This window comes from Acinetobacter sp. Tr-809, assembly GCF_011753255.1.
Classification (GTDB): domain Bacteria; phylum Pseudomonadota; class Gammaproteobacteria; order Pseudomonadales; family Moraxellaceae; genus Acinetobacter.
Map to the genome: position 1 here is coordinate 461,203 of NZ_VWVZ01000001.1, position 26,768 is coordinate 487,970.

Genomic DNA, 26,768 nt, shown 5'->3' on the forward strand with positions numbered 1-26,768 from the left:
TACTCACATCTATTAACAATCAAAGACAGCATACATGAAAATAAAAATGGATACATTAACGATTGTTAACGCTAGAGTCGTGTTTTTAACTCATGGTATAAGACGGTCTATTTTTGACCTTGTCCTAACATGCTATCTTTAGTTCAGAATATCGTGAAATAGCATAATAATAAAAACTCAAATGATTGAGCTAGCAATGAAAAAACGCCATGATGGTTAATCAATAGAGCAAAAAAAGAGCTAATTTCTTAGCTCTTTTCTCTTTTAACGTGCGGCTTTCATTTGCATCGCAAGATATTCAATATCTTCTTTTAACAACGCAATCAATGGTTGCGTCAAAATGTCATAGCGCCAGCCCATTAAATAACTCGGCAAAGACTGTTCATCTAAATGGAATACCACATGTTCATAGATGGCATGCATCCACTTCTTACGCAGTAGTACTTCTTTGGGTATCCCAGTTTTTAGCACTACACTTTCAATCAGCGCATCAATTTTAGGTGCAACTTCTTTAGAATTACTCTTTATTGGTTTAGCCATACGTAATGGCCATTCTTCCTCTGGCGGTAAGAACTTGAGTAAATCAAGAATCATTTTGCCATGTTCACGCACAATATTCGGACGAATATCTTTAATCCGAGCAAGCTGAAAGTTATTACGTGGATTTTTTTCCACCAAATCAATCATGGTCGAGTTGCGAAGAATAAAACTGCGCGGCTGATTCAATGCTTTGGTAATCTGCTCTCGCCATATACTCAATTGCTGTAACTGCATCAGCTCACGGCGTGAATGTCGATAGTTACCAATATCGGTATACAATTCTGCCAGTGGGGTTTCCATCGCAATTTCTTTGGTGAGATTCTGGCAATCTTCCAGTACGTATTGATATAAACCTTTCGCTTTTAGATCTGTTTTTAGTGCATCTGCAAGTTTACTTAAATAAATCACATCATTTGCGGCATAACACATCTGCTCTTGCGTCAATGGTCTTGCCAGCCAATCCGAGCGAGTTTGATCTTTTTCAATTTCAATATTCAAACAGGTCTTCAGTGCGTTCTGATAACTGACCTGTAAGCCATGCCCGAGAAATGCCAGTGCAACTTGCGTATCAAATACATTATTAAGTGGCTTTTGGTCTGCATAATGATAGATCAGATCAATATCTTCACTACAGGCATGAAAAACATTCTGTTGTGCTGCAAAAATTTTTGGCCAAAACTCGGTAAAATCCAAGCTTGCACCATCAAGTAATACAATTTGACCGTTTAAATTGATTTGGCAGACACCAAGTTTAGGATATAAGGTGTCAACCTTAATAAACTCAGTATCAAGTGCATAGACAGAACACTGTTCCATCTGATTGAGGAGAACAGCTAAATCTTGTTGCTGTTGGATAAACTGAAACATGTGTGCTCAAATAAAATAATATAGAACCATGCGCAATAGAACTGTCTAAACCAGTCATTGCTCAACTGAAATCAAATACAAAAAATTAGTTGGTATTCCATATATACAACATGAAATCACTCCTCTTCCATTCATCAGAAAACGAAAATCCTTTTCGCTCGCTCATAGTGCCACAAATTACGCTAAATAGATCTACGATAATGTTAGACAATATGTAAAATTTAATTATTTGTTTAAATTAACAGCATGAATTTAATATAAATATAAAAAAATGCGAATGAAAGCTATTATTTCATCCGCATACGGTTATGTACAGCTTGGCTTAAGGTATGGCTATCTACATATTCCAACTCACCACCTTGTGGTACGCCTTGTGCAATTCGGGTCATATGGATCGGTAAATGTTTGGTTGCTTCAACCAAGTAATGCGCCGTAGCCTGTCCTTCTACCGTTGCATTGGTTGCCAAAATCACCTCTTGAATTTCACCAGCACTGAGACGTTGAATCAGATACGGAATTCCAATCTCTTCTGGGCCGATACCGTCTAATGGAGAAAGGTGTCCACCGAGAACGTGGTACTTTCCACGAAAACTCCCGCTCTGCTCGATTGCCATCACATCTGCCGGTGATTCAACCACACATAACAATTGTTCATCGCGCTCTACTGAGGCACAAATATCACAGATTTCATTTTCTGTTAATGAATGACAAATACGACATTCATGAATATGGCTCGAAGCTTCATGTAAGGCATGTGACAATGCAAATGCACCTTCACGATTTTTCATTAATAAATGTAATGCCATACGCTGTGCGGATTTAGGACCAACACTTGGTAATATACGTAATGCTTGAACTAACTGTTCAAATCGTTCACTAAACACAAATCAACTCTCATAATCTCCCCAAACCCCTCTTTATTTAAGAGGGGTACTCCTCCCTTTAAAAAAGGGAGGTTGGGAGGGATTTAAAATAAACCAGATAGACCCGGTGGTAAGCCCATACCTGAGTTTGCACCTTGTAACTTCTCTTCAGAAATCACTTCAACTTGACGTGCTGCATCATTCATAGCCGCAGCAATTAAGTCTTCGATCATATCTGCTTCATCTTGTAACAAGTCAGGACTGATTTCGATACGCTTAACCACATTACGGCAAGTCATGGTTACTTTAACTAAACCACCGCCTGCTTCCGCATGAACTTCAGTTTTTGCAAGCTCTTCTTTGGCTTTTTTAAGATTTGATTCCATATCTTTTTGCATGCGCTGAGCTTGCTGCATGAGCATATTAATGTTCATAAGTTTCTCTCGTTAAATTAAATCTAAACCGCGTGATATGTCGCGAATAATATCATCAATGTCTTCTAAACCAACAGACACACGAATCAAACCTTCTTCAATTCCTGCAGCTTGTTTAGCTTCAGCTGACATTCTACCATGCGAGGTCGTTGCTGGATGCGTAATTGTTGACTTAACGTCACCTAGATTACTGGTAATCGACAAGAAACGGGTGTTATCGATCACAGTCCAAGCACCTTCACGTTGGCCTTTCACCACAAAAGATACAACACCGCCAAAACCTTTTTGCTGTTTTTTCGCCAACTCATGTCCAGGATGATCAGCTAAACCAGCGTAATACACTTTTTCAACTTTTTCGTGCTGATGTAGCCATTCCGCCAATTTTTGTGCACTTTCACAATGCGCTTTCATACGAATGCTGAGTGTTTCCAAGCCTTTCAAGAAAATCCATGCATTAAATGGACTCATCGAATTGCCCAAAGTACGAATCACACCATTTACTTCTTCAAGCAAGTCATTTTTACCAACCACTGCACCACCAAGCGCACGACCTTGCCCATCGATATATTTTGTTGCTGAATAAAGCACTAAATCCGCACCAAACTTAATCGGTTGTTGTAATACAGGCGTACAGAAACAATTATCCACTGCAAACAACGCGCCATTGGCATGTGCGATATCAGCAATCGCTTGCATATCACCCACTTGTGCCAAAGGATTAGACGGCGTTTCAATAAATAAGATACGAGTATTTGGACGAATCGCCTGTTTCCAGCCTTCTAGATCATCTAGATCTACGAAAGTGACATCAACTGCAAATTTCGCCACATATTTTTCAAACAACGCGATGATTGAACCAAATACTGCACGAGAACAAATGACATGGTCGCCTGCTTTTAAATAGGCCATGCACATTGCATGGACTGCTGCCATGCCTGAACTGGTCGCTACTGCACGCTCTGCACCATCCAGTACCGCCAAACGTTTTTCAAATGCCTGTACCGTTGGATTGGTATAACGTGAATAGGTATTACCAGCGATTTGCCCAGAAAATTTTGCAGCAGCATCAGCCGCACTTTCGCACACAAATGATGAGGTCAGAAAGATTGGCTCACTATGCTCACCTTCAGAGGTACGATCATGCCCTGTGCGAATTGCCAGTGTTTCTAATTGGTATTCTAAATCATCGCTTGGATTCATCGTTCTGTATGCCTTATGATCATAATGATTAAATGTGCCAATATTTTGATCGCCTAGGGTATTTAAGGTCAAGGCGTAAGATGAAATTATCGCTTAGACTTCGTGCAATCTTGACTCATGATGAGACATTCTAAGATGAAATCGCTTGTGGAACAGCAAAAAATAAATTTTAAACATCTGGCTATGCGTGTATTCGATGCCGACAAACTGGTTTTGTCTCAATCGACACCGTATCAAGTGATTGCGCAATTTAAACAAACCCGTGTTCGTTTTTACGCTTCAGAAAATAAACGCTATAAAGAACCATTGGTTTTTGTCGCGCCTTTAGCGATCAATATGGACATCTATGATTTATATCCTTACCGCTCATTGGTCAAACATTTTCAGGAAAGTGGCTTTGATGTTTATCTAATAGATTGGGGCAAACTGACTTATAAAAATTATCAAATTAACTTCTTATCTTTTATTGATAAGTTTATTCCTAAATGTATTGAAGCCATTCAACAACATTCCAAATCTGAAAAAATTTCACTGCACGGTTGGAGTATGGCCGGCATTTTTGTCACGCTTTATACCGCTCGTCATCAGCCAAGTGTGGTGAAAAACCTTGTGGTGTTAGGTAGTCCAATCGATAGCTATGCCTCTGGTTATATTGGCAAACTCTATAAGACTTTGGCTTATCTGACCACCCGTAATCCAACCATTAAAGATTACATCTATAACCGTTTACCAAAATTAATGATCCACTCACCTGGATTTTTAAACTCGCTTGGATTCAAACTGTTAGACCCTAAAGGCTGGATTGACGGCAATATCCAATTACTGAAAAACTTAGATAATCTAAAGTTGGTACAAGAAGATGCAACGCTTAGCCACTTCTTAAATAACATGATTGATTATCCAGGTGGTGTGAACCAAGACATGCTGTTTAACGTCTGGCTGCAGAATCCTTTAAAAAATGGCGCAATTCAGCTCAAGAACAAAACCATAGAACTCAAAAACATCAATTGCTCTCTATTTGTGGGTGCAGGTAAAGGCGATCAACTGGTCACTTCTGAGTCTGCGTTTCCACTGACCCAGTTGACAAGCAGTCAAGATGTCACGTTTACTCTTATTCCTGGCGGGCACTTAGGTTTAATGTCCAGTCAAAACAGTTCAATAGAGTTCTGGCCAACGCTAGCGACTTGGTTAGCCGAACGATCGACGCAAATAAGAAGGTAAAGTATGACTCAATCTGTTGCATTCATTGGTTTAGGTGCTATGGGCTATCGCATGGCAGCACATCTTCCTAAATATTTCGAAAACGTTTATGTCTGGAATCGAAATTTTAGTAAAGCAGAACAACATGCAACAGAATATGGAACTCAAGCAGTTGAACTCGCTCAAGCGGTTCAGGCTGATATTATCTTTTCTTGCTTACCAACCAGTGATGACGTTGAAGCCTTAATTGAAGGTATTGATATTAAATCAGATTCGATCTGGATTGACTGTACCAGTGGCGTGCCTGAAGCTGCACGCCGTTTGGCTGAGAAATTGAAAGTTAAAAATGTGGACTTTTTGGATGCACCTGTCAGTGGACAAACCATTGGTGCTGAAAATGCAACTTTAACGGTCATGGTTGGCGGTGATATCAATGCATTTGAGCGTGCTTACCCTGCAATGGCAGCAGTCGGTAAATTAATTCAGCATGTCGGTGAATCTGGTGCTGGCTTTGCGGTAAAAGCAATTAATAATATGTTGCTCGCTGTAAATTTATGGTCTGTTGCTGAAGGTTTTAGTACCTTAAAAGCACATGGTGTCAATCTTGATGCAGCTCTGAACTGTATTAATGCTTCTAGTGGCAAAAGTCTGGTTACAGAAACTATTTTTCCACAACGTGTACTGAGTCGCGAATTTCCTGTCACCTTTGGTCTGCCATTACTGGCGAAAGATACCGGGATTGCTCTTGATCTCGTCAAGGATGCCAAGCTCCCTGCTCCGATTCTATCATTAACACAAAGTTTGATTCAGGCGGCCAACCTCACTGCTGAACCCGATAGTGACTTTTCGGCAGCCGTTAAATTGTATGAATCTTGGAGTAAAATTACGCTGAAATAAGAAAATTTTAACCTAAAATTCCTATTTAAAAATGTTAAAAAACCGCTCTGTTGAGCGGTTTTTTATGGGGCTAAATTTGACACATTAAGGTCAGCAAATCCAAAATGTCTTTTCTCATCAAAAACAAAATTTCTTTTTCGATGTAATATAGCCTTTGAACGATCTGATTATCGTGATTTAAAATTTTTAGTCATTAGAGCAAAGTTATCTAGGATGGTAAGGATGACCATTGAATTACATGGAAAACTTAATGAAACTTGTGAAATAAAAGTATTGGTTGGCCTAATAAATCACTTTTTAGATCACGCTAATTTTTTTGGAATTGATCGACAAATATTACTATTACACAGTGGCCTTACAGAGCAGCAACTGCATGATTCAAATCAATGTATAGCCCTTCATTACCTTGAAAAACTTGTAGCCTATACATACTCGATTTGTAATGATCCATTGATTGCATTGGCTTTTTTCAAAAAGATGGACTCCACCGCCTATGGTGTATTGGGACACTTAGTACCCTTATCTGCTAATTTAAATAAAGCCATAGAAACATTAAAAGAATTTCAGCCATTAATCGGGTGTATTGGCGATATATCCCTTCAAGTTAGCCCCGAAATTGTCTATTGGAAGTGGAAATGTAGATCAAATGATCCAATATTCAGCCGCTGTGCGAATGAGTACAATTTATTGTGGTGGATCAGCTTAATCTATTTGGTTCGAAATGAGGATTTTTCTGTACTTAAGGCGGTTCATTTCACGCATAGCTTACTAAAACCTGAATTGCAGAACTACTATGATGAATTCTTTGGATGTCCTGTCCACTTTAATCAACTGGAAACAGCGTTATTATTACATCCTAAGTCTTTAAATATGACCTTAAAAACTGGGAATGCAGGCCTATATGATAGTGTGAGATTATTCGCCTCGAAATTATTAGAGCAACAAAAATTTGAGCAAACGTTTGTTCAACAAGTTAAGTCACAAATTTACCTACTCCTCTCTCATGATCGCCTATCTCGTGAAAATGTAGCGGAACAATTAGGTATCACGGTTAGAACCTTAAGTAGAAAATTACAACTCGAACAAAGTTCTTATAGTGATCTACTCGATAAAGTCCGATTCGAGCTTGCAGTCAATTATTTAGAGAATTATCAACATTCCATATTATTCATTGCTAAAGCATTGGGCTTTTATACCAGTCATTCCTTTATTACTTGGTTTAAATTACAAACAAATTTGACGCCAAACCAATATCGTAAAAATTCGAAGGCAAAAACGATTGCAGTTTAAAGTCTATTCATCAGTATCTGATCCTTGCTCATTTGTCCTATTTTAGAAATGACGTGGCTCAGATGCGTTATTTTTCGCACATAAATTAATAATATGATGAAATAAGAGAACATCAGTTGTCTTATTACTTGTTTCAAGTGTATTTGACGATATAGCCTCTTTATTGTTGTGTTTAAAATTCTAAGAAAAACAAAGCAGACATAACGTAATTTTATAAGGATCTTTTACCCAAGAACATGCCAATAGTCATTTTATGATTTAAAGGTACGCACGGATTTGGGTAGACAAAAGGGAGTTAGTATGAAAGCGAATCGAAAATACAAGCAATCGATAGGATTAATCTTGCTCGGATTCTCAATTTCAGGTTGTGGCGGAAACAATAACAACATGGCAGAGATTTCCCCTGAAACAGGAGGTTCATGTCCAACAATAATGGATGAAGCATCTTTTACTGATGCAAAAACTTTAGAAAAACTCGTACAAGTTGGACCTGAATTAGCACAATTACGATCGACTGGTAGCCAAGCACACAAACAACTGGTGGACTGGATTGAACTTGAAGCGAAGAAAATACCCAATATGCATGTTCAGTCAGACAGTTATGAGATTCAACGTTGGCAACCTTTACTCAGTGCTGAGAATGGTAAAGGACGCAGTTTATTTCGCTCAGGGCAGTTATCTGTTAATGGTAAGGAGATTCCAATTGCTGGGGCTGTTCCTTATTCATTCGGTACAACATTAACTGGCAACACGGGTCAATTGGTTTTCCTAGCAAGCAATCAACCAATAACAGCTGAACATAAAGGGAAAATTATTGTACGTGAAATTCCAACATCACAAGATCCTGTATATGCCAATATGGTTGCGCCGCCCTATATATTTTTATTTCAGTTTGCAAAATATTTAAGCCAATCTCTGAATGAACTCAAAGTACAACGATATGACAAACCCTTTTTAGCGGGTGAGTTAATGAATAAAGATCTCATCACAGCGGGTAAGGTTGGCGCCGCTGGTATGATTCTTGGATTTGATGTGCCTAGAGAACAAATACAAGATTACTTCGATCCGCATAACGGTTTGCATTATAAGCTTCCTGCTGTCTTCTTAGGGTCGGATGAACTTGCTGAAGTAAAAGCATTAGCTTTAACAAACACTCAGGCTAAGATTACTGTTCAAGCTGAGAGAGATACAACCACGACTCGAAATTTGATTGCAACGCTACCCGGTCAAAGTAGTGAAAAAATCGTATTTGTTGCAAATACAGATGGTAATACTTGGGTACAAGAAAATGGTGTAAGCGGTATGCTTGCGTTGGCGCAATATTTTGCAAAATTACCATTAAAGTGCCGACCTAAAACTTATGAGTTTGCATTTAACACAGCCCATCTGCATATGTCTAAAGAAGGAACTTTTAGATATATGGAACAACTGAATCAAGAATATAAGGCAGGTAAAGTCAGCTTCGTTTTTGCTGTTGAACATTTAGGAACGCGTGAGATCATTGCCAAGCCTAGACAAGACGGTGGTTTTGGACGGACTTTAGCTTTTACAGGGAAAGCTGAACCCCAAGCATGGTTTGTTCCTGAAGACCATGCTTTAATGCAAAAAGTCGCAATTGAAGCAGCACAAAGACGTAAATTACCAGCGGTCATGATATCGACTGGCCAAGATGTGCCCAATACTCAACGTACCCCTAGACAATGTGATTTTGGTGGTATTGGGAACGCATCACACAAAAACTTAATTCCGACCATGGCAACGATTTCTGGCCCATGGTCACTTTGGGCACCATCATTTGGTAAAGATGCAATTGATTTCAATCTCATGAAAGATCAATTACTTGCGATTGGCGATACCGTTCTGACTTTACAGAACCGAACCAAAACCGAAATTGATGGTCCCTATACCGCGTGGAGAGCTGCGAGTGATGCTGGAAAATTAGTTTGTTCTCACTCAACAAATAATGGTGTAGAAGATGCCCCAAACGCCGTAAGTGAATAATAGAGTTGGCGGATTCTTTTATAGCCTTACGTTAAAATATAAAAAACCACTCAATAGAGCGGTTTTTTAACTTCTAAATTTCAAAAATCTTGTTAGGTGAAAATACATTTTTAAATGATAAAATTATTCAACTCGCTTGAGTCTTTTTCCTGCTTCATAAAAACAATCTCATCTACCGATGCACAAATCATAATTTCATCTCCAAGAGACCACTCTGCTACTCTGGCCGCTAGAGCAGCCGGCACACTGTCTGAACCTGGTCCAGCGGGCACATCATAAGTTGCATGGGCATCATGAGGTAACCACACAGCATAGTCTCGCGCTAAAGCAGCACGTGCTGTTGCAGCTACGCACATCTCTGATAAAACACCACATATGGCTAAAGACTTCACATTATGGTCATCTAAGATCTGTTGAAGTGATGTTCCTTTAAAACCATCATCTTCACTTTTCCGTATAATCACTTCATTAGGCTGTGGAGAAAAAAATAACTCCCAACCAATTTGATACGGCTCATCTAAAGTACCAATCTCCCCATCATTTTGTAGGAAAATCACTGGCGCATGGGCAGACCTTGCTTTAGTAAGTAAAATACGGATTGAATCAATCAATTGCTTTGATGCAGGCACAGCTTCCGCACCTGATACAAAAGCATTTTGCATATCTACAACAATCAAAGCGTCAACAATATGTGCTTGAATTGAAATAGCGGTCTCCTCTATTGATCCAAGATCAATTTAGTTATAGGTCTTATTTAGTATTCACATCAATTTTGAAAATCTTTCCATTACAAACCAAGACGGTATAGATCTGCATATCAATTTCATAAACATATTCTGTAGCTTCACATGAGCGACGACCTTCTTTGTGAATGAAATATCTTGGGTAAGATTTTCCCATTTTTCTAAGTAAATCACTTTCGCTATCCCCTAAATTAACAAGTTCATAGGATGAGCGCATTGAGTTTGTGTCTCTAGCAAAAGTTGCTGTTGTTATTAAAACTGAAATTATTCCAAAAATTATGTAATTCATTTTATAAACCATTTGTTCTTAGTATGGTCAATTTACCAAACGGTTAAAAAAAAGTCATTAAAAGAAAGCTTTCCTGTTGATTTCTGTTTTAACCTGCCTATTCATAAAATTTATAGACAAGATAGAAGTACAAAAAATAATCAAACCTATTTAGCAAATTGGAAAATTATTAGCACTCAGCTTTTCAATTCCATATAGCTATCTCTTGAGGGGAGTTATCTACAAAATCCGTGTTTCAGTTTACAGACTAAAGTATACAAATTATTGTTTTTTCTATATAACAAGAAATGAACCTTCAAAAATGAGCATATCCAATGAAGTCTGTAAGACTTTTATACGTAAGTAAAATTAAGAATATTGACTCAAACTTAAAAACTGATTTGATTAAAATCCTCGATGAAGCCGTAGATTTCAATTATCGTAATAATATTAGAGGTGTCTTATATTATGGTCATGGATATTTTGTACAATGCTTAGAAGGTCAAAAAAGCCTTATTGATGATTTGTTTTATAATAAAATTGTGAAAGATCAACGTCATATCAATTGTGAAATCCTCTATTACATAGAGTGTGAGAATCAATTCTTCTCGCAGTGGTCTATGAAATTTTCACCAATTAACCAGAATATCTCAGATTTTTTCATGAAGTATCATTTAGAAGAATTTAACCCATATCTACTAACAGCCGAGACAGTTGAAAAATTTGTTTCTGTTTTAGCTGGTGAACCTGAATATGATGTAAAAACTTATATTTCATAAATGTAAAACATTCGATCTGAACTAAAAACTAAATTGGTAAAAGATATCTCTACTAATCTTTTACCAATTGGAATAAAGTTTAACAAAAATAAATTGAAGTCATTACCCAACAGTGCTTTTATAGTACATGAAGAGGACGACCTCTTTGTTCAATTTTTCAAGCTTTAGGACGACCTAAAATATTAATAATGAGGTGTCGAAATGGCTTGGGCTTATCTAATTTTAGCTGGTATTTTTGAAATCGTATGGGCATATTCTATGAAAATGTCTGATGGTTTTAGCAAACTTACGCCAAGCATCATTACGATTGTATTCATGATCTTAAGCTTCGGTTTATTAGCTGTTGCAATGAAAACGCTTCCTTTAGGGACTGCCTATACGATTTGGGTAGGTATCGGAGCTGTTGGTGCATTCCTGATTGGGATCTTCTTGCTTCATGAACCAATGGGATTTTTACGCCTATTAGCCGCCACCTCCATCATATTTGGTGTGGTACTGATGAAAGTAACTTCTAACTAGTTTAGGTCGTATAAAGGCCCTCATTCGGGGGCTTTTATAATACTTTTAAACAGCAAGATATCCCCTATTGTTCTAATCCCCAAGAACCAATAAAAAGTCGCTTTGAGTATTCTGCATTAGTCGCTTAATTTGGATTAATAAAATAGAAATATACAATCAGAGTAGCTAGCAGAATGCTAGCAACTGTTAAATAAAAACCTGCAGTATTGAAGCTTTTCAAGAATTTCAAAATAGTCATATTTCGCAAAATATTGATAAGTTAAGAGAATTATCACATAATTTCACGCTAATTCAAATTTCAACCGAACAAAAAACAACCACCCACTTGTTTTATTCTTTGCCAAAAATTTAATACGTATCAGGTGATTTTTTACCCCCTTTGTAAATACTACCACTTCAATAATACGCTTTTATAAATCTCTTCATTCATAATGATTTTTATAAAATAATCAATCATGTAAACAATAGTTATACCTTTAAGAATAAATTTCGTTCAACTTCACGACGTCTAACCAGCCCTTTTAGAATTTTCCCTCCACCTTTATTCCACACATGGAATTGATCTGCTGCACCCACATAGTCACTTGTATTTAGTTTTTTCAGAAGTGTAGAGTTTTTGAAAGCTGTTTGCCCAATGTTATAAGTCAAAGAAACTAGCGCATCGAATTGATTTTGAGACAGTGCAACAGTTACTGCATGGTTGACAGTAGACTGAAATCGATTCAAGTCATGTTGAAAAAAGAACTCTGCCTGATCCAAACTACAATAATCGCTCTTCTCAACTCGAATACCGTTTGGATAAACAGTGGTGCCAAAACCAATGGTCCATATACCAGTACCGTCATCATAGGCTTGTAATTAGGCGAATACCATCAACACTTATTGTCATTGCAGAATCAATACCAACCGCTTCAACAACATCGCTTGCAGTTGCAATATTGCTTAATTTCTTATTAGCGAGTCTCTTTGCTCTGCTTAATCTGCCGATACCTATTTTTCTCAAGCAATCAAATATCGCTTTCATCAAGTATCCTTATGTACTCGCTATATCGCTTACAAGTTATGGCGTCCAATGAAATAATGTTGATCAACGTACACAGCATCAAATTACCCTGACACTTTCGTTCAACATTCATTAATTCGGATTGATATAGTAAAAATATACGATAACAGTGGCTAGCAACAGACTCGCAATAGTCAGGTAGGATCCAATCGTATTAAAACTTTTCAAAAATTTTAGAATATCCATAATTCACTGTTTCTTCATAAAACGAGTTAATTATCACACATTCAATTATAAATTATGAGACGAGTTATGCTAAAAAATTATCATTTCGACTAAACCTTGGTCTAATCTGAGTCAATATTGACGCTAACGCTAACCATGAAACACACCAGTCTTGGAACTTTAAGCACTCCCATCAAAGATTAGATTTTAAAAATTAAAGCTTAAGCTTATAAGAATTGCTAAATTCTCAAGACTCCTCTATGAGTGATGCTTCCTTTAGGCTATATGGTTTTGTTAAATTTTTTTAGCGTCTAAAATTATTCGATTTTCTTCCAAAAAATAACGGATAATTTAAACTCATGTTTAATTAAAAATGCACAAGCGATAAGACCAATACACACTGAAAATAGTGTTAAGTCTAAAAGTACACTACTTAGTACAAGAACTATCAGTGCAAGTAAATTCAAAATATAAAAAACAACAACGCCGATGTTGTCATTCATTATGTTCCCCAAAACATAATTTTAAGTGCATATAAAATAATTACATTACAAACTTTATACAATATGGTTTGATTATTGAATTTTACGCATAAGATCTATAGTTTAAATGGTTTTTATGTTACACAATTTTACATTAATTAAGTTAATAGAAATTTTACGTTCGTAGACCATTAAAAAGCCCACTCTTAGAGTGGGCTTCCCCTTAATTCTTTTTGCGCTGAATGAAGGTTATTGTTGTTTAGTTTTTATAAAACAACAAAGCAAATATAGATAAAAGTGTGACTTAAATCAACAAAATTATGCGTATTTCATAAATATTTAAAAGTTAATCTACACAATAAAACATGTACTGGCATTTATATTAGAGCTCAATCCAAAGCGTTTCCTGTGGTAACAGATTTGGCTATAAACACAAGAACCTAAGCACAATATTTCATATACAAATTTAATTAAAATAACGCATTACCTGATCGTAAACACGATAAATAAATAAGCACATTTTCAGATGGCTTTATGAAACATTAGTCTCTATCCAATGGGAACTGAAAACTTGAGCTGGTTGTCTTTTGTCTTTCCGTTCTAGAGATGTTTGATTCTGCTGTATGGATTTTTGTCGAGAGTCTCAGTCTGAAATTACATCTCTATTACGCGCCTTCTGTAATGAATTTAGTTGCTGCTCGTACTCTTTTCTTGCACATTCAAAGCAAAAGTATCATTATTTTCAGTGGATATTGCGGTTTCAAAACAGCTGTATTTATAAGAAAATCTTAATTTTTCTTTAACAATATCAAATAAGTAAAGTTATCTTTATATTTTACAATTCCTAAATAATTCTTTCAGATTTAAGTCGTAAGGGTTAAAGCATCAAATAATTGGATTTCTATTCGTTATCTTATTCATCCTATCAATACAATACTTATATTTCTCTTCTTTTGTTTCAATTCCAACTGTATGGATACATGAACAAAAGTGAAGCACTTGCTGATATTCAATATTACTTGGTACATCTACTCCATAACATTGACTATCAATTTCACTTAATTTGGGCGCCATAATCCATTTACCTGTTAAAAATGGATAACCGAACCCGCCCACCACAATGATGATAAGTGTGAAAATAGGTAGATTGTTTTTAATAAATTTCAGCATTATTTTGATTCTGAGCAAAAACCCACCTATTGATGAGCAATAATAAAATTAAAGAATTGCTTTCTGATTCACCCTAAAACGGTTGGCTGTTATTAGCAAACGCCTAAAGACCAAAGGCTCTCACACACCGTTTTCGCTTTGATAGCTAAATCATCGATCATATTCGCACCATAGAAATTATATAGCTGTACAACCAAATAGAATAATACAAAATCAATTTATTATAATTTGTTGTTTTACACAAAAATTGAAAAGCTATTGATATATAAAACTTTTCTATATTATAAGGATGAATTATGGAGTAAAATTACACTCGTACTATACAGTTTCATTGATATTTCATTAATAAACCTTATATTGGTATATACGTAGCAATCAAATGCCATATGAATAAATTCCATACAGCTTTGATTTATACTTTTTTGATTAGAGGAACACCTCATGAATAAATTGATGGTTGCAGTATTTGCTGGTTTAGTTACCTTAACAGGTTTTAGTGTACAAGCTGCGACACCAGAACAAGAATGTAAAAAGTTACAAGATGACTCTAACCTGATCTATGCATCTAAAGGATTCTGTTTCAAAGACGCTGATGCCAAAGCTAAGTTCGGTAATGAAAATTGCCACACAACTAAGCCGAAGTTCTCTGACAAAGAGCAGCAACGTCTTGATGAAATTAAAGCTCGCCAAAAAGAGCTAAACTGCAAATAAGCTGTTCTATATAGTGCTTTAAACGCTCTAGCTCACTCTCTAAATTCTGAGAGTGAATTTCAATTTTTTATTTTAAATGCGCCCTTTAAAGGATGAATCATGGCATACGATGACCAAAATATTTTTGCACGCATCCTTCGTGGTGAATTACCTGCAATCAAAATCTATGAAGATGATCAAGTTCTCGCGTTCATGGATATCATGCCCCAAGCAGATGGTCATGCTTTAGTGATTCCAAAAACTCCTGCTGTTACTTTATTGGACTTACCTGCTGATGCTGCAGCGTACACCATTCAGGTCGTGCAAAAGATTGCTAAAGCAATGGAAACAGCATTGGAAGCCAAAGGCATTGTTTTGATGCAATTATCTGGCGCAGCTGCTGGACAAACTGTACCTCATGTACACTTTCATTTGATTCCAAGTTCAGTGCATGAGCTTGGTCGCCATGCAGCAAAAATGGGTGATCAAGAAAAAATTACTGCGCTTGCTGAAAAGATCAAAGCTGCGCTCTAGTTTTTGATTTTAAAAAAGACGGAGTTTTACTCCGTCTTTTTTTGCTTTCTAATTAAATGAAAAATAATAAGAAATATAATTATTACCAAATATGAATCGTCATCAAACTGTCATTTTTCTTTCACTTCTCTGTCACAAAGTTTACCGATACTGCATACAAGTCAGTGAGCTATGTAACTTTATGTACATAAGCAAGCTCATAACAGTAACTAAGGCATCAGCCATTTACAAAAAGTGTTTTGGAGAAATCTCAATGAAAAAATTGCTTCTTGCTGCTACTGTAGCAACTTTAGCCATGAATGCAGCGCAAGCAGCACCAACATTGTATGGTAAGCTCAATGTGACTTTAGACCAAATTGATAAAAATGGCTTTAAAGACGAAAGCGTAACAAAAGTAAACTCAAACGCTTCTCGTATCGGGGTAAAAGGCGAAGAAAAATTGACTGATAACCTTTCAGCAGTTTACTTGATTGAATGGCAATTTAATGCGGATGGTGATGGCGATCAATCATTCAGCAACCGTAACCGTTATGTAGGTATTAAATCTGAAGGTATCGGTACTTTAAAAGTAGGTCAGTTTGATTCTTACTTTAAAAATGCAGCAGGAAACAACCAAGATATTTTTAACGATCACAATGAGCTAGATATGACAGCTGTATTAGCTGGTGAAGATCGCTTAAAGAACGTGATCGGTTTTGAAACTGATAAGAAACTGTTAGGTGGCTTAGCATTTAACATCATGTTCCAACAAGGTGAAGAATCTTCAGCTGCTGACAGTGCTGCTAAAGGTAAAAAAGGCAGCCGCGATGGTTTCGGTGATGGTGTATCAACCTCTATCACATATGAAAATAAGAACATTGGTTTAGCTGCAGCTGTTGCAGGTAACTTTGGTGTAGCATCTAAATATAGCGCTTATAGCTTATCTGATATTTATACAGATGCAATTCGTGTAACAGGCTCTTTAGACTTAACTCCTGCAGGTGTTGATGGCTTAGTGTTTGGTGCATTATGGCAAACTGCTCAACCAACTGATGATACTGTCACTACAAGTGCTGGCACTCCTGCAGTTGTGACTTCATATAAAGGTTTACAAGAAGATGCATATGGCGTAACAGCTGCATATACGGTTCCATCAACACCAATCAAGTTAAAAGCAGAATATATCTCTGCAACAACTGAGTCTAATGGTCGTAAAGATCGTAAACAAGATCTTTATGGTGTAGGTGCTGACTATCAAATCAACAAACAAACGCGTTTCTACGGTGTTGTAGGTCAACAAAAACGTGATTGGTTAGTAAAAGATGATAAGAAAACTACAATCGGTTTAGGTATGGAATACAACTTCTAATTTGAAGTTCAAGTCATACAAAAAATAAAAGGGCATTTTGCCCTTTTATTTTTTGCTGTTATTTTTACTTCTTTAAGAAACCGCTCACCAAATTCAACACTTGCTGAATATCTTGATTGGCTTCTTGAGGATTGGTGCTATTCCCTTGTGGAGTTAAAGAGTCAATCACTTGTGGTAAAACAGAAGCAATTGCACCATAAATGGCTTGCTTAGGTGCTTGAGTTTGTTGTGCAACCTGCTCAACATCTTGCTCATCAAATAAACTTTGAATGTTCTGTTCTGGAACATCAGCGGCACTCTGCTGTTGCGGATCTACCCAACTTTGCACTTGATTAGATAAACCTGCATTTTTCAGTTTATCCAATGCACCTTGCAAACCACCTTGTTTTTGAATCCAAGCTAACACCAATGGTAAAACTGCAATCAATAAAGTTTGTGCGGTATTACCACCAGCTGCATTACTTTGGGTTGAAGTATTTCCACCACCCAATTGGCCCAATACTGAACCCAAGATTCCACCCAAACCACCTTGCTGGCTCTGTGTATTTTGTTGCTGCCCACCAAGTTGTCCTAAAACAGAACCTAAAATTCCGCCTAAACCACCCGCTTGGCCTGATTGTTGCTGACCGCCTAAAGCTTGCTTTGCTAAAATTTCAACAATGTTGGTTAAATCAGTCATGACTTAAACTTTCCTTTGGAATTATTTATCCAAAAAGCATACGCTGCTTTGAAAGTACAAAACAAAGTTAAATTGTTAAATTTTGCAAGAACTTGCAACACACCCTCGCCTGATCTTATTTACCTAAAGTGTAGACATTTAAGGACTTACCATCGAAATTTATTCCAATTTTCAGGATTCGCCCAGAACTTGGAGTTAAACCAATCAGGTACATGCTTATAAGTCAAAATATTAAATTGCCATAAAGCAAAATCACTGCCGTGTGTGGTTTTATCAATCAATTGAGTAAAGCCAAGCGAACGCAATAATTTTTCATCCCCCAATTTACTGACGACCACAATTCGTTTTGCCATCAGGTCACGTAACTTCACCAACAGCTGTGATTTCTGCGTTTCAGTGATGTTTTGCATTTCTTCTGTATCAAATAATACAAAACCTAAATCATAACGCTGCGTAAATGGCAGACTTAAAAAGTCAGTTACGCTAAAATAATGCCATTGAATTGAAGCATTTTGGTCAATCTGCTGACCTATACAAAGTGCAGTATGAATGGGCTGTTCTTGAGATAAATCGTCTAGCATAGAAGTGATGACATTTTGTTCAGCCATAACTGCAACCCTTGATTGAAAAGATGAGAGTTTATTAATGGAACTACAAGGCATTTGTCATAAAATGCATGCAGCGCTCAAAACGCATAGTGTAACTGATCAATCAACAAGCAAGGCAAATGTTGAATATAAATTTATATTAGATCGTTCAGAAACTGACCTTCCTTTTGTTTTAGGTCAAGAAATTGAGATCGAATGGACTGGCAATATTTTTTGTACCTCTTGCGGCTCAAAAACCCCCAAGTCTTATTCACAAGGTCACTGCTTCAAATGTTTTAAAACAAAAGCTGAATGTGATCTTTGTATTATGAAGCCTGAAACCTGCCATTATCACTTGGGAACATGTCGTGAAGACCAGTTCGCACATGATGTTTGTTTCCAGCCACATATTGTGTATTTAGCCAACTCAAGTGCCTTAAAGATCGGGATTACCCGTATCGTCAATATGCCGACACGTTGGTTAGACCAAGGCGCAACGCAGGCATTGCCAATCATGAAAGTCGGTTCACGTCGTTTGTCTGGGCATTTGGAAACGTTAATCGGTACACAAATCGCAGATAAAACCGACTGGCGTAAACTGCTCAAAGGTGAAGCTGAACCTTTAAATCTGCTTGAGCAACGTGATCAAATTCTTGAAGAATTCGCTCCGAAAATTCAAAGCATTCGTGAAGAATTCAATCAGAACCTTGAATTTAACGAAAGCTTGGAGTTCTTAGAAGATGAAACGCCACGTGAATTTATCTATCCTGTTGAGCACTATCCTGAAAAGATTAAATCGCTGAATTTGGATAAAACACCTAAAATTCGTGGCGTGTTGCAAGGAATTAAAGGTCAATACTTATTATTTGATATTGGTGTGATCAATATCCGTAAATATACTGGTTATGAATTGATTCTTCGTGCTTAATCAATTCCAGAAAAAAGGTGGCTTAATTGCCACCTTTTTATTTATCCTGCATTCAGACAATTGAGAATTGCATGTACTGGATCTTCGGTATTACCCGAGATCAACTGTTTGTGCATACTCAAATGTTGCATCATTTGGATATGCGCCGTTTCATGATCCATTAATTTTTCAATTTCAGTGGCTAAATGCTGCGGCGTTGCATCTGCCTGAATCAGTTCCTCAATTACTTTTTTACCCGCAATAATATTTGGCAATGAATAGTACGGAATTTTCACCATGAACTTCGCAATCAGATAGGTCAACCAGTTTAACTTATAGAAAGTCACCATTGGACGATGCAATAACATTGCTTCAAGTGTTGCCGTACCAGAAGCTAATGCCACAATATCACTGGCATTCATCACCATACGACCAATTTTTGACTCTGCATCACTATTTTCCAGTACATGAATTTTAGACTTCAAGCTCGAATCTAAATTTTGAATGCCCTGTTCAATCTGATGCTTACGCGCATCATTAATTGCTGGAATTAAAAACTCCAGATCAGGATGCTTTCGATGAAGAATTTCAGCTGCACCAGTAAGCAACGGTAGCAATCGTTCAATCTCTCCACGGCGACTTCCTGGTAATAAAGCAATATGGGTTTTATGTGCAGACAAGCCCAATTGATGCTTGGCTTCAATAATTGGATTTTTTAACGGCAGTTGCTTTGCCAATGGGTGTCCAACGAAGGCAGCAGCAACCTCGTAATTTTCATAAAATGTTTTTTCAAAAGGAAATAAGCATAAAACTAAATCAACACTGCGCTTAATACCATGTACACGACCCTGACGCCACGCCCATACCGATGGACTGACATATTGCACGGTTTTTATGGGTAGCTGTTTTTCTTTAATCGTTTTTGATAAACGTAAATTAAAATCGGGCGCATCAATACCAATAAAGATATCAACGGGATGCTCTGTCCAGCGTTCGACTAAACCATCACGCACAGCAAACAGCTTTTTTAAGTCTTTTAGGACTTCAACAATACCCATCACTGAAAGAATTTCCATCGGATAATAACTGTGAAATCCCTCTGCGATCATTTGTGGGCCACCAATCCCTTCAAATTCAGCATCGATGCCTTGTTCGCGAAAACTGCGCATGAGTTTCACCCCTAGAGTATCTCCAGAAACTTCCCCCACCACGATACCAATTTTTAGTTTTTGCTTTAACAAGACCCAAGCCCCACAGAAATGTTTAAATGATTCTAACAGAATGATTTTACATCGAATCACCCTAAACCGTGCAAATTGTTCACGATTGGTGAAAATCAGTTCTGATCTAAGATGGCATTTATTATTTAAAATACAATCTAGATTTACGATAAATGAAGAATTGATTGAGATTCAGCTAAGATTTAACATAAACAAGAATCATTTCCATGTGTGATTTATTTCTCCCTTCTTTCGCTTCAAGACCCTTTATGGCTAAATCTGCATCTACTCCGCTTGTCTATCGACTCAGCATCTTCTATCGCTTTGTGCTGAGCTTTGCGCTTGGCTATCTCTGTATGATGTATTTAAGTATTAGCCTGACCATGTTATTAACAGCGGTCTTGGATAAAGCGGAAGCCGTTTATCTGGCAGCATTTATTGCAACACTCTTTTATTTAGGCTTCATCATCATTAGTTTTTGTGCAAACTCATTACTCAAACTCACTGTGATCAGCCTAATTTTGACAGGTGCTTTGTTTGGCTTATCTGTAGGTTTAAATTAAAAATGCAAAATAAAGGTGTTCGCCAATCAATGGCATGGTTACATGCTTGGACAGGCTTAATTTTTGGTTGGCTTTTATTTGCCATTTTTTTAATGGGTACCAGCTCATATTATCGCCATCAGATTAATCTTTGGATGCAACCGCAACTGGCTCAATATCAAGTTAATCAAGATATTGCTATTCGTACAGCAACAGATTATTTAGCCAAGAATGCGACTGATGCCAAATCATGGTATCTCAATATTGCCAATCATGAAGACCCAGTCAATAAAATGTATTGGGAGAAAGCCAGTGGTGGCTATGAAAGCCGTAGTTTAGATGCCAATACAGGACAAGAGCTTCAACTCTCAGCAACCCAAGGTGGAGATTTCTTTTACAATTTTCATTTCCAGCTCTATGGCGTGCCCATCATGGTTGGGCGATTGATTGCCTGCCTCGCAGCATTCATCATGTTGGTTGCCTTGGTTTCAGGCATCATCACACATAAAAAAATCTTTACTGATTTCTTTACCCTTAGAACCTTTAAATCACAGCGGTCTTGGTTAGATTTTCATAATGTTTCTTCTGTGTTGGCACTCCCATTTTTCCTCACCATTACCTTTACAGGCTTGGCGATTTTCTTTTACCTCTATCTACCTTGGGGAATGAAAAAAGTCTATCCAGACAATCCTTTTCAATTTTTCACTGAAATCAGAACAGTTAACCAAGCAACGACCGATACAGCGCCTAATAAAGCTGAAATGTTACCAATCAACACGTTATTAGAAAAAGTGAAACAACAATGGGGAGATGAAGCCTTAGCATCAATTGAGGTCAAAAACCCCAATACCGATCAAGCCATTATTACCTTTAAACAATTAGAAGATCGATCGATCACATTAAATCAGGCACAAATTACCTTTGACGGTACTGGAAAAATTCTCGGAAATACCCGTAATAATAGTGCTGTTGCAACCCTACACTCGGGTGTTTATGGTATACATATGGCAACATTCGCACAGCCTGTGCTTCGCTTCGCTTTCTTCTGCTCAGGCATTTTGGGCTGTTTGATGATTGCGTCTGGCCTATTGCTCTGGAGCTTAAAGCGTCAGATTCAAAACAAATCTGATCAATTTCATTTTGGCTATTATTTAGTGGATCGCTTAAATGTTGCTGCATTTATTGGTCTTCCAACTGCAATGCTCGGCTATCTATTTGCCAATCGATTTGTCCATGTGACTGAAACTGCCCCAAACTATGAAATCTATACATTTTTCTGCGTATGGGGACTGAGTTTTATCCTCGCTTTATTGACGAAAAAGCAATATTTATGGAAATCACAGATCTGTATTTTCGGCTTGATTGCTTTGGCTCTACCTGTCTATAACTTGGTGTACTTGATTCAACATCAGTTAATTACCGATTTACACAGCTATTGGATATTCTTGCGGATAGATTTATTCCTACTGGTCTGTGCCCTATTTGCCGTGTTTATTTTTAGAAATATTCAGCCGATTCAAGTGAAATCTGCTCAGAAAATCAAAGCGAAATTAGCCAAAAATGAGGTTCAAGCATGATTATTTTGAGTCTTATACTGACCTTGATCGGGATGCTATTGCTGTATAAATGCAGCTCCAAACAAATCACTAAAACCAAACAACAGATTTTCATTCACTATCAAACACAACTGAGGGTCTTAGCTTATCTTTGCTTGTTGCTGGCTGGTAGCCTGCTTTGTTTAGAGTATGGTAGCTCCATTGGGTTCATCAGTTGGTGGATTTTCGCTACGCCTGTGACCTTTTTATTGGTGTTATCCGTGAATGATCTGAAACCAACTAAAAAACTAAAATGATTTTGCTACAACAGCTATCCTCAACTTCTGCCAAGGATAGCTTTATTACTTAAAAATTAATGCCCGTGATGGCTATGGTCTTCCTGAGAAGCCGTTTTATCTTTGTCATCACAGCATTTAATCTTTTTTTCACAGCACTCTTTTTTTGTGGTGGCCTCTTTTTCCTTACAGCAATCACTTGCAGCAAAAGCAGGTACAGTAGCGGTCAATAGAAGCGTTGAAAACAATACAGTTTTAATATTAAACATAATCATGTCCTTTAAATAAAAATAAGAAATTTGAATTTATAAAAACAGGACATGATTTGGGGGACGATAAGGTAACTGGTAAATCCCTAAAGTCAGTTGATCTACATAAGCTGAATTTTCGGTTCTAACCAATTCTATGCTTCGCTCAATGGAATGATGGCTATGTTCAAAAGTTGCAGCGATACAGCACAGACTCTTTTGACAATGCGATGTATCCATTTTGCCACTATCCATATAGTCATGCTTCGTCATCGTAGGCATTCCACAATCAGACATTGCAGCATGATTTGAAATCACTTGCGCTACGGCAGATTGACTCTCTTCATTCATAGACACAGCCATTGCATAGCTATTGGTGATAAAACACATAGCTATCAGCAATGAAATGAGGCTTCGAATGAAAATAGACATAAGGCGAAATGATCAAACATACAATCCATGTATAAATCTCAAAATAAACCAATCACAGCGTATAACGCAAGCTAATCTGAATAAAAGACGATCTTAAAAGCCGTAAATTTGACTCTCTTTAGCTTTTTTTTGCATAAGCAAATCATTATTCATCACAACGAGTTATCTAAAAAAAGCATAAGATATGCTGATTTTTGCATAATTAGGCATATTGTCGATGTTTGGTCCTATAGAATTTATTATGGCTGGGGTATTGGTTGGCTTCTGTGTCGGTATCACAGGTGTCGGTGGCGGTTCATTGATGACCCCAATCCTGATTAGCCTGTTTAAGATCGAACCACATATCGCCATTGGTACTGATCTACTTTATGCCTCGATTTCTAAATTCTGTGGTTCAGTCGTTCATGCAAAAAAACTGAATATTGTCTGGCCAATTGTACTTTGGCTGTCTTTGGGCAGTATTCCTGCCTCATTCGCAACCTCTTGGGTGCTTGAACATTATTTAAGTCAATCCACCCATTATAAAGCTGTATTGACCATGGTCTTGGGCTTTATGTTGACCTTGACTGGTATCTCAATTGTCTTCCGTGCACAGATAGAAAAGTTCTTTGACAAGTTCCGTAACCGTGAACAAGCGGATATGGAAAGTGAACAGCATGCATTGCAACACAAACGTCATTACATTGTGATTATGGGTGTTGTGCTCGGTATCTTTGTAACCTTATCTTCTGTGGGTGCTGGTGCTTTCGGTATCATGGCCTTAGTGCTTATGTTCCCGAACCTTCCTATGATCCGTATTATTGGTTCAGACGTAGTACATGCGGTATTACTGACAGCAGTTGCTGGTCTAAGCCATATGTCTTCAGGTAATGTCGACTTTAGCCTGTTGATGTGGTTATTGGTGGGTTCAATTCCAGCCATTATTGTTGGTACACTCATCAGCTCACGTATGCCAGAACGATTGATCCGTAAAATTCTAGGCATTACCCTATTTGCTTTGGGTGTGAACTTTATGGTGAACCCAATTAAGGCAAAACCAAAGCCAGTTGAAACACATCAAGCGGTTGTGGTTCAGCAAACAAACCATGTAACAACAACTGTTTAAGCGTTACAATGCCGATTATTTCTACATAAATTATGCTTTTCGCTAGTTAATCAATCGGCATTTCATGCTATATTCGTAGACAAAATAACCTTTTCTTTCGATTGAATTTGTGACAGCAATGAATACTCTACAGTCAAATCCAGTTTCTCAGCCAGATATCGACGACGTTAATATTAAAAGCATTCAAACTTTGATTACCCCAGCAGAACTGAAAGCTGACCTCCCTTTATCTGATGCTGCTTCTCAAACTGTGTTACAAGGACGTGCAACTGTACGTAACATTTTAGATGGCAACGACAAACGCTTGTTTGTTGTGATTGGCCCTTGCTCGATTCACGATCCTAAAGCTGCACATGAATATGCTGATCGCCTTAAAGTCCTTAGTGAAAAAGTAAAAGACACTTTATATCTAGTCATGCGTGTTTATTTTGAAAAGCCGCGTACCACAGTTGGTTGGAAAGGTTTAATCAACGACCCTGACATGAATGACTCTTTCAATATTGAAAAAGGCTTGCATATCGGCCGTGGATTATTGATCGATTTAAATGAAAAAGGTTTGCCATGTGCGACTGAAGCACTTGATCCAAACTCACCACAATATTATCAAGATTTGATTTCATGGTCTGCGATTGGTGCGCGTACCACTGAAAGCCAAACTCATCGTGAAATGTCATCAGGCTTATCATCTCCTGTTGGCTTTAAAAATGGTACAGATGGTGGTTTAACCGTTGCGACCAATGCGATGCAATCGGTTAAACATGGTCACAGCTTCTTGGGCCTGAATGAAAATGGTCAAGTTGCGATTATCAATACTAAAGGCAACCCTTATGCACACGTGGTATTACGTGGTGGTAATGGCAAGCCGAACTATGATGCGACTTCAGTTGCAGAAGCGGAAGCAGCTTTGGCAAAAGCGAAAGTCAGCAACAAGATCATGATTGATACCAGCCATGCCAACTCAAACAAAGACCCGTACTTACAACCTTTGGTTTTGAAAAATATCACTGAACAAATCCTTGATGGCAACAAATCAATTGTTGGGATTATGGTGGAGAGTCACTTAAAAGGTGGTCGTCAGGATATTCCTGAAAACCTCTGTGATCTTGAATACGGTAAATCAGTGACTGATGGCTGTATCGATTGGGAAACTACTGAAAAAGCATTACTCGAAATGCATGAAGCATTAAAAGACGTCTTACCAACACGTTAAGCTTAATCTGCAAAATAAAAGCCCATACAACATGGGCTTTTATTTTATCTATTATTTAAACTGGATAAGCTTGGACAGATTTTAAAATTTCTTCTTTTGCTTTCTGCACATTTTCCCAGCCAATAAATTTGACCCATTTACCCTCTTCCAAGTCTTTATAGTGTTCAAAAAAATGTTTAATCCTCTCCAGAATGAGAGGATGAATGTCTTGAATATCTTTTATAGACTCATATAGAGGAGAGACTTTAGTATGCGGGACAGCAATAATTTTTGCGTCCATACCATGTTCATCCTCCATATACATGACACCAACAGGGCGACTCCGAATCACTGAACCAGCCACCACTGCATATGGTGCAAGGACTAAAACATCTAAAGGATCGCCATCTTCACTGAGTGTTTGCGGAATATAGCCATAATTCGCTGGATATACCATTGCTGTACTTAAAAAACGATCAACAAATAAAGCATCATATTCTTTATTCATTTCGTATTTGACAGGTGCATGATTTTCTGGAATTTCAATCAAGCTGTAAAAATCATCAGGAATGTTTAAGCCTGAAATTATATTAGACATTATTATTCTCCTTATTTCCCACACTTCCAAATTCAATGGCAGTTTTTGTATAAAAAAGTGAAATATTTTCTTGAGAAATTGATGAAAACAATAAGATCTCTTGTTCAGTGTCTAAGACAAACTCAAGCTGTATCGGACGGTCAGCCAGTTCAAAAAAATGAGCAGAGTGTAAATGGCCTTGTCGATCAAAACTTTCAACACCGCTATTTACAGTTACACCTCTGAGTCCTAGCGATTTAGCTGTTTCAATAAGCCACTCATAGAGCTGCTTTCCTTTATATAGCTTATTTTCTTCAAGATAAAACTTTCGTAAAGAACCTTTCATACGCATCTCCAAAAAATAGAATGCGTAACCCTACGCACCCTATTTAATTGTT

General features: G+C 37.4%; 31 protein-coding genes and 1 pseudogene. 15 read left to right on the top strand and 17 right to left on the bottom strand.

Annotated features, from left to right (window positions below):
- Positions 1-264: 264 nt before the first annotated feature.
- The 4 genes from F3J02_RS02390 to F3J02_RS02405 all read right to left on the bottom strand — a co-directional run bounded on the left by F3J02_RS02390 (position 265) and on the right by F3J02_RS02405 (position 3,904).
- Complete coding sequence (locus tag F3J02_RS02390) at positions 265-1,407, bottom strand: ribonuclease D (RefSeq protein WP_167247307.1); 1,143 nt, start codon at positions 1,405-1,407, stop codon at positions 265-267.
- 287 nt (positions 1,408-1,694) lie between these two features.
- Positions 1,695-2,291: a recombination mediator RecR gene (gene recR, locus F3J02_RS02395; RefSeq protein ID WP_167247309.1), complete on the bottom strand. Its 597-nt coding sequence runs from the start codon at positions 2,289-2,291 to the stop codon at positions 1,695-1,697.
- Between the two features lie 83 nt (positions 2,292-2,374).
- Positions 2,375-2,704 (bottom strand): YbaB/EbfC family nucleoid-associated protein, encoded by a 330-nt coding sequence (locus F3J02_RS02400; RefSeq protein WP_167247311.1) that lies wholly within the window; start codon positions 2,702-2,704, stop codon positions 2,375-2,377.
- A gap of 12 nt (positions 2,705-2,716) precedes the next feature.
- Entirely contained in the window at positions 2,717-3,904 is a 1,188-nt protein-coding gene (locus tag F3J02_RS02405) for an O-succinylhomoserine sulfhydrylase (protein ID WP_167247313.1), read from the bottom strand.
- Between the two features lie 135 nt (positions 3,905-4,039).
- On the opposite strand from F3J02_RS02405, the gene F3J02_RS02410 reads away from it, so the two are divergent.
- From F3J02_RS02410 to F3J02_RS02425, 4 genes are all read left to right on the top strand, one after another.
- Positions 4,040-5,125, top strand: a complete 1,086-nt coding sequence (locus F3J02_RS02410; RefSeq protein WP_167247315.1) for an alpha/beta fold hydrolase — start codon at positions 4,040-4,042, stop codon at positions 5,123-5,125.
- Positions 5,126-5,128: 3 nt separating this feature from the next.
- On the top strand, positions 5,129-6,001 hold the full coding sequence (locus F3J02_RS02415; RefSeq protein WP_167247317.1) for an NAD(P)-dependent oxidoreductase: 873 nt from the start codon (positions 5,129-5,131) through the stop codon (positions 5,999-6,001).
- 222 nt (positions 6,002-6,223) lie between these two features.
- On the top strand, positions 6,224-7,291 hold the full coding sequence (locus F3J02_RS02420; protein ID WP_167247319.1) for an AraC family transcriptional regulator: 1,068 nt from the start codon (positions 6,224-6,226) through the stop codon (positions 7,289-7,291).
- Positions 7,292-7,591: 300 nt separating this feature from the next.
- The gene (locus F3J02_RS02425; RefSeq protein WP_167247321.1) at positions 7,592-9,292 is read left to right on the top strand and encodes a hypothetical protein; all 1,701 of its coding nucleotides are present in this window, start codon (positions 7,592-7,594) and stop codon (positions 9,290-9,292) included.
- A gap of 110 nt (positions 9,293-9,402) precedes the next feature.
- Here the strand turns inward: F3J02_RS02425 and F3J02_RS02430 are convergent, their stop codons facing one another.
- Both F3J02_RS02430 and F3J02_RS02435 read right to left on the bottom strand, forming a co-directional pair.
- A complete protein-coding gene (locus F3J02_RS02430; protein ID WP_167247323.1) occupies positions 9,403-9,969 on the bottom strand; it encodes an isochorismatase family protein in 567 nt (188 codons plus the stop codon).
- Positions 9,970-10,042: 73 nt separating this feature from the next.
- Positions 10,043-10,324 (bottom strand): hypothetical protein, encoded by a 282-nt coding sequence (locus F3J02_RS02435; protein WP_171525986.1) that lies wholly within the window; start codon positions 10,322-10,324, stop codon positions 10,043-10,045.
- A 314-nt stretch (positions 10,325-10,638) separates the two neighbouring features.
- Between F3J02_RS02435 and F3J02_RS02440 the strand changes: the two genes are divergently transcribed.
- Together F3J02_RS02440 and F3J02_RS02445 are read left to right on the top strand one after the other, a co-directional pair.
- On the top strand, positions 10,639-11,082 hold the full coding sequence (locus F3J02_RS02440) for a BLUF domain-containing protein (RefSeq protein WP_167247325.1): 444 nt from the start codon (positions 10,639-10,641) through the stop codon (positions 11,080-11,082).
- Positions 11,083-11,283: 201 nt separating this feature from the next.
- Positions 11,284-11,601 (top strand): DMT family transporter, encoded by a 318-nt coding sequence (locus F3J02_RS02445; protein WP_167247327.1) that lies wholly within the window; start codon positions 11,284-11,286, stop codon positions 11,599-11,601.
- Positions 11,602-11,725: 124 nt separating this feature from the next.
- Here the strand turns inward: F3J02_RS02445 and F3J02_RS18790 are convergent, their stop codons facing one another.
- The 4 genes and pseudogenes from F3J02_RS18790 to F3J02_RS02455 all read right to left on the bottom strand — a co-directional run bounded on the left by F3J02_RS18790 (position 11,726) and on the right by F3J02_RS02455 (position 14,481).
- Complete coding sequence (locus tag F3J02_RS18790) at positions 11,726-11,839, bottom strand: hypothetical protein (RefSeq protein WP_416224633.1); 114 nt, start codon at positions 11,837-11,839, stop codon at positions 11,726-11,728.
- 230 nt (positions 11,840-12,069) lie between these two features.
- A pseudogene (locus F3J02_RS02450) lies at positions 12,070-12,625 on the bottom strand (lysozyme).
- Positions 12,626-12,736: 111 nt separating this feature from the next.
- Positions 12,737-12,850: a hypothetical protein gene (locus F3J02_RS18795; RefSeq protein WP_416224634.1), complete on the bottom strand. Its 114-nt coding sequence runs from the start codon at positions 12,848-12,850 to the stop codon at positions 12,737-12,739.
- A 1,346-nt stretch (positions 12,851-14,196) separates the two neighbouring features.
- Positions 14,197-14,481, bottom strand: coding sequence for a hypothetical protein (locus F3J02_RS02455; protein ID WP_167247328.1), 285 nt, complete (start codon positions 14,479-14,481; stop codon positions 14,197-14,199).
- Between the two features lie 441 nt (positions 14,482-14,922).
- Between F3J02_RS02455 and F3J02_RS02460 the strand changes: the two genes are divergently transcribed.
- The 3 genes from F3J02_RS02460 to F3J02_RS02470 all read left to right on the top strand — a co-directional run bounded on the left by F3J02_RS02460 (position 14,923) and on the right by F3J02_RS02470 (position 17,053).
- Positions 14,923-15,192, top strand: coding sequence for a YARHG domain-containing protein (locus F3J02_RS02460; protein ID WP_167247330.1), 270 nt, complete (start codon positions 14,923-14,925; stop codon positions 15,190-15,192).
- A gap of 99 nt (positions 15,193-15,291) precedes the next feature.
- On the top strand, positions 15,292-15,705 hold the full coding sequence (locus F3J02_RS02465) for an HIT family protein (protein WP_167247332.1): 414 nt from the start codon (positions 15,292-15,294) through the stop codon (positions 15,703-15,705).
- A 253-nt stretch (positions 15,706-15,958) separates the two neighbouring features.
- Positions 15,959-17,053: a porin gene (locus F3J02_RS02470; RefSeq protein ID WP_167247334.1), complete on the top strand. Its 1,095-nt coding sequence runs from the start codon at positions 15,959-15,961 to the stop codon at positions 17,051-17,053.
- A gap of 64 nt (positions 17,054-17,117) precedes the next feature.
- Here the strand turns inward: F3J02_RS02470 and F3J02_RS02475 are convergent, their stop codons facing one another.
- Entirely contained in the window at positions 17,118-17,732 is a 615-nt protein-coding gene (locus tag F3J02_RS02475) for a YidB family protein (protein WP_167247336.1), read from the bottom strand.
- A 146-nt stretch (positions 17,733-17,878) separates the two neighbouring features.
- Positions 17,879-18,340 (bottom strand): DUF6231 family protein, encoded by a 462-nt coding sequence (locus F3J02_RS02480; RefSeq protein ID WP_016540206.1) that lies wholly within the window; start codon positions 18,338-18,340, stop codon positions 17,879-17,881.
- Between the two features lie 37 nt (positions 18,341-18,377).
- On the opposite strand from F3J02_RS02480, the gene F3J02_RS02485 reads away from it, so the two are divergent.
- On the top strand, positions 18,378-19,247 hold the full coding sequence (locus F3J02_RS02485) for a DUF2797 domain-containing protein (protein ID WP_167247338.1): 870 nt from the start codon (positions 18,378-18,380) through the stop codon (positions 19,245-19,247).
- A gap of 41 nt (positions 19,248-19,288) precedes the next feature.
- On the opposite strand, the gene lpxB is transcribed toward F3J02_RS02485, so the two are convergent.
- Positions 19,289-20,467, bottom strand: coding sequence for a lipid-A-disaccharide synthase (gene lpxB, locus F3J02_RS02490; protein WP_167247340.1), 1,179 nt, complete (start codon positions 20,465-20,467; stop codon positions 19,289-19,291).
- Between the two features lie 248 nt (positions 20,468-20,715).
- Between lpxB and F3J02_RS02495 the strand changes: the two genes are divergently transcribed.
- From F3J02_RS02495 to F3J02_RS18545, 3 genes are read left to right on the top strand one after another with little or no spacing between them, the layout of a single operon-like run.
- Entirely contained in the window at positions 20,716-21,009 is a 294-nt protein-coding gene (locus F3J02_RS02495; RefSeq protein ID WP_167247341.1) for a hypothetical protein, read from the top strand.
- A 2-nt stretch (positions 21,010-21,011) separates the two neighbouring features.
- On the top strand, positions 21,012-22,565 hold the full coding sequence (locus F3J02_RS02500; RefSeq protein ID WP_167247343.1) for a PepSY-associated TM helix domain-containing protein: 1,554 nt from the start codon (positions 21,012-21,014) through the stop codon (positions 22,563-22,565).
- Positions 22,562-22,840 (top strand): DUF1634 domain-containing protein, encoded by a 279-nt coding sequence (locus F3J02_RS18545; RefSeq protein ID WP_167247345.1) that lies wholly within the window; start codon positions 22,562-22,564, stop codon positions 22,838-22,840. The genes F3J02_RS02500 and F3J02_RS18545 overlap by 4 nt, the downstream gene beginning before the upstream one ends.
- Positions 22,841-22,896: 56 nt before the next feature.
- On the opposite strand, the gene F3J02_RS02510 is transcribed toward F3J02_RS18545, so the two are convergent.
- Complete coding sequence (locus tag F3J02_RS02510) at positions 22,897-23,088, bottom strand: hypothetical protein (RefSeq protein WP_167247347.1); 192 nt, start codon at positions 23,086-23,088, stop codon at positions 22,897-22,899.
- Positions 23,089-23,124: 36 nt separating this feature from the next.
- On the bottom strand, positions 23,125-23,499 hold the full coding sequence (locus F3J02_RS02515) for a hypothetical protein (protein ID WP_167247349.1): 375 nt from the start codon (positions 23,497-23,499) through the stop codon (positions 23,125-23,127).
- Between the two features lie 217 nt (positions 23,500-23,716).
- Here F3J02_RS02515 and F3J02_RS02520 point away from each other — a divergent pair, with 217 nt between their 5' ends.
- Both F3J02_RS02520 and F3J02_RS02525 read left to right on the top strand, forming a co-directional pair.
- A complete protein-coding gene (locus F3J02_RS02520; protein ID WP_167247351.1) occupies positions 23,717-24,604 on the top strand; it encodes a sulfite exporter TauE/SafE family protein in 888 nt (295 codons plus the stop codon).
- Between the two features lie 118 nt (positions 24,605-24,722).
- Positions 24,723-25,814, top strand: coding sequence for a 3-deoxy-7-phosphoheptulonate synthase (locus F3J02_RS02525; RefSeq protein WP_004653380.1), 1,092 nt, complete (start codon positions 24,723-24,725; stop codon positions 25,812-25,814).
- A gap of 55 nt (positions 25,815-25,869) precedes the next feature.
- Here the strand turns inward: F3J02_RS02525 and ppa are convergent, their stop codons facing one another.
- Together ppa and F3J02_RS02535 are read right to left on the bottom strand one after the other, a co-directional pair.
- Positions 25,870-26,391 (bottom strand): inorganic diphosphatase, encoded by a 522-nt coding sequence (gene ppa, locus F3J02_RS02530; RefSeq protein WP_167247353.1) that lies wholly within the window; start codon positions 26,389-26,391, stop codon positions 25,870-25,872.
- Positions 26,384-26,716, bottom strand: a complete 333-nt coding sequence (locus F3J02_RS02535; RefSeq protein ID WP_167247355.1) for a DUF190 domain-containing protein — start codon at positions 26,714-26,716, stop codon at positions 26,384-26,386. The genes ppa and F3J02_RS02535 overlap by 8 nt, the downstream gene beginning before the upstream one ends.
- Positions 26,717-26,768 lie beyond the last annotated feature (52 nt).

Coding starts and splice junctions, on each gene's coding strand:
- F3J02_RS02420 (WP_167247319.1), top strand. CDS start 6,224: ATGACCATTGAATTACATGGAAAACTTAATGAAACTTGTGAAATAAAA.
- F3J02_RS02410 (WP_167247315.1), top strand. CDS start 4,040: ATGAAATCGCTTGTGGAACAGCAAAAAATAAATTTTAAACATCTGGCT.
- F3J02_RS02390 (WP_167247307.1), bottom strand. CDS start 1,407: ATGTTTCAGTTTATCCAACAGCAACAAGATTTAGCTGTTCTCCTCAAT.
- F3J02_RS02480 (WP_016540206.1), bottom strand. CDS start 18,340: ATGGCTGAACAAAATGTCATCACTTCTATGCTAGACGATTTATCTCAA.
- F3J02_RS02485 (WP_167247338.1), top strand. CDS start 18,378: ATGGAACTACAAGGCATTTGTCATAAAATGCATGCAGCGCTCAAAACG.
- F3J02_RS02510 (WP_167247347.1), bottom strand. CDS start 23,088: ATGTTTAATATTAAAACTGTATTGTTTTCAACGCTTCTATTGACCGCT.
- F3J02_RS02445 (WP_167247327.1), top strand. CDS start 11,284: ATGGCTTGGGCTTATCTAATTTTAGCTGGTATTTTTGAAATCGTATGG.
- F3J02_RS02475 (WP_167247336.1), bottom strand. CDS start 17,732: ATGACTGATTTAACCAACATTGTTGAAATTTTAGCAAAGCAAGCTTTA.
- F3J02_RS02535 (WP_167247355.1), bottom strand. CDS start 26,716: ATGAAAGGTTCTTTACGAAAGTTTTATCTTGAAGAAAATAAGCTATAT.
- F3J02_RS02425 (WP_167247321.1), top strand. CDS start 7,592: ATGAAAGCGAATCGAAAATACAAGCAATCGATAGGATTAATCTTGCTC.
- F3J02_RS02515 (WP_167247349.1), bottom strand. CDS start 23,499: ATGTCTATTTTCATTCGAAGCCTCATTTCATTGCTGATAGCTATGTGT.
- F3J02_RS02435 (WP_171525986.1), bottom strand. CDS start 10,324: ATGAATTACATAATTTTTGGAATAATTTCAGTTTTAATAACAACAGCA.
- F3J02_RS02525 (WP_004653380.1), top strand. CDS start 24,723: ATGAATACTCTACAGTCAAATCCAGTTTCTCAGCCAGATATCGACGAC.
- F3J02_RS02460 (WP_167247330.1), top strand. CDS start 14,923: ATGAATAAATTGATGGTTGCAGTATTTGCTGGTTTAGTTACCTTAACA.
- F3J02_RS18545 (WP_167247345.1), top strand. CDS start 22,562: ATGATTATTTTGAGTCTTATACTGACCTTGATCGGGATGCTATTGCTG.
- F3J02_RS02455 (WP_167247328.1), bottom strand. CDS start 14,481: ATGCTGAAATTTATTAAAAACAATCTACCTATTTTCACACTTATCATC.
- F3J02_RS18795 (WP_416224634.1), bottom strand. CDS start 12,850: ATGGATATTCTAAAATTTTTGAAAAGTTTTAATACGATTGGATCCTAC.
- F3J02_RS02500 (WP_167247343.1), top strand. CDS start 21,012: ATGCAAAATAAAGGTGTTCGCCAATCAATGGCATGGTTACATGCTTGG.
- F3J02_RS02470 (WP_167247334.1), top strand. CDS start 15,959: ATGAAAAAATTGCTTCTTGCTGCTACTGTAGCAACTTTAGCCATGAAT.
- F3J02_RS02405 (WP_167247313.1), bottom strand. CDS start 3,904: ATGAATCCAAGCGATGATTTAGAATACCAATTAGAAACACTGGCAATT.
- F3J02_RS02465 (WP_167247332.1), top strand. CDS start 15,292: ATGGCATACGATGACCAAAATATTTTTGCACGCATCCTTCGTGGTGAA.
- F3J02_RS18790 (WP_416224633.1), bottom strand. CDS start 11,839: ATGACTATTTTGAAATTCTTGAAAAGCTTCAATACTGCAGGTTTTTAT.
- F3J02_RS02415 (WP_167247317.1), top strand. CDS start 5,129: ATGACTCAATCTGTTGCATTCATTGGTTTAGGTGCTATGGGCTATCGC.
- ppa (WP_167247353.1), bottom strand. CDS start 26,391: ATGTCTAATATAATTTCAGGCTTAAACATTCCTGATGATTTTTACAGC.
- F3J02_RS02440 (WP_167247325.1), top strand. CDS start 10,639: ATGAAGTCTGTAAGACTTTTATACGTAAGTAAAATTAAGAATATTGAC.
- F3J02_RS02495 (WP_167247341.1), top strand. CDS start 20,716: ATGGCTAAATCTGCATCTACTCCGCTTGTCTATCGACTCAGCATCTTC.
- F3J02_RS02520 (WP_167247351.1), top strand. CDS start 23,717: ATGTTTGGTCCTATAGAATTTATTATGGCTGGGGTATTGGTTGGCTTC.
- F3J02_RS02400 (WP_167247311.1), bottom strand. CDS start 2,704: ATGAACATTAATATGCTCATGCAGCAAGCTCAGCGCATGCAAAAAGAT.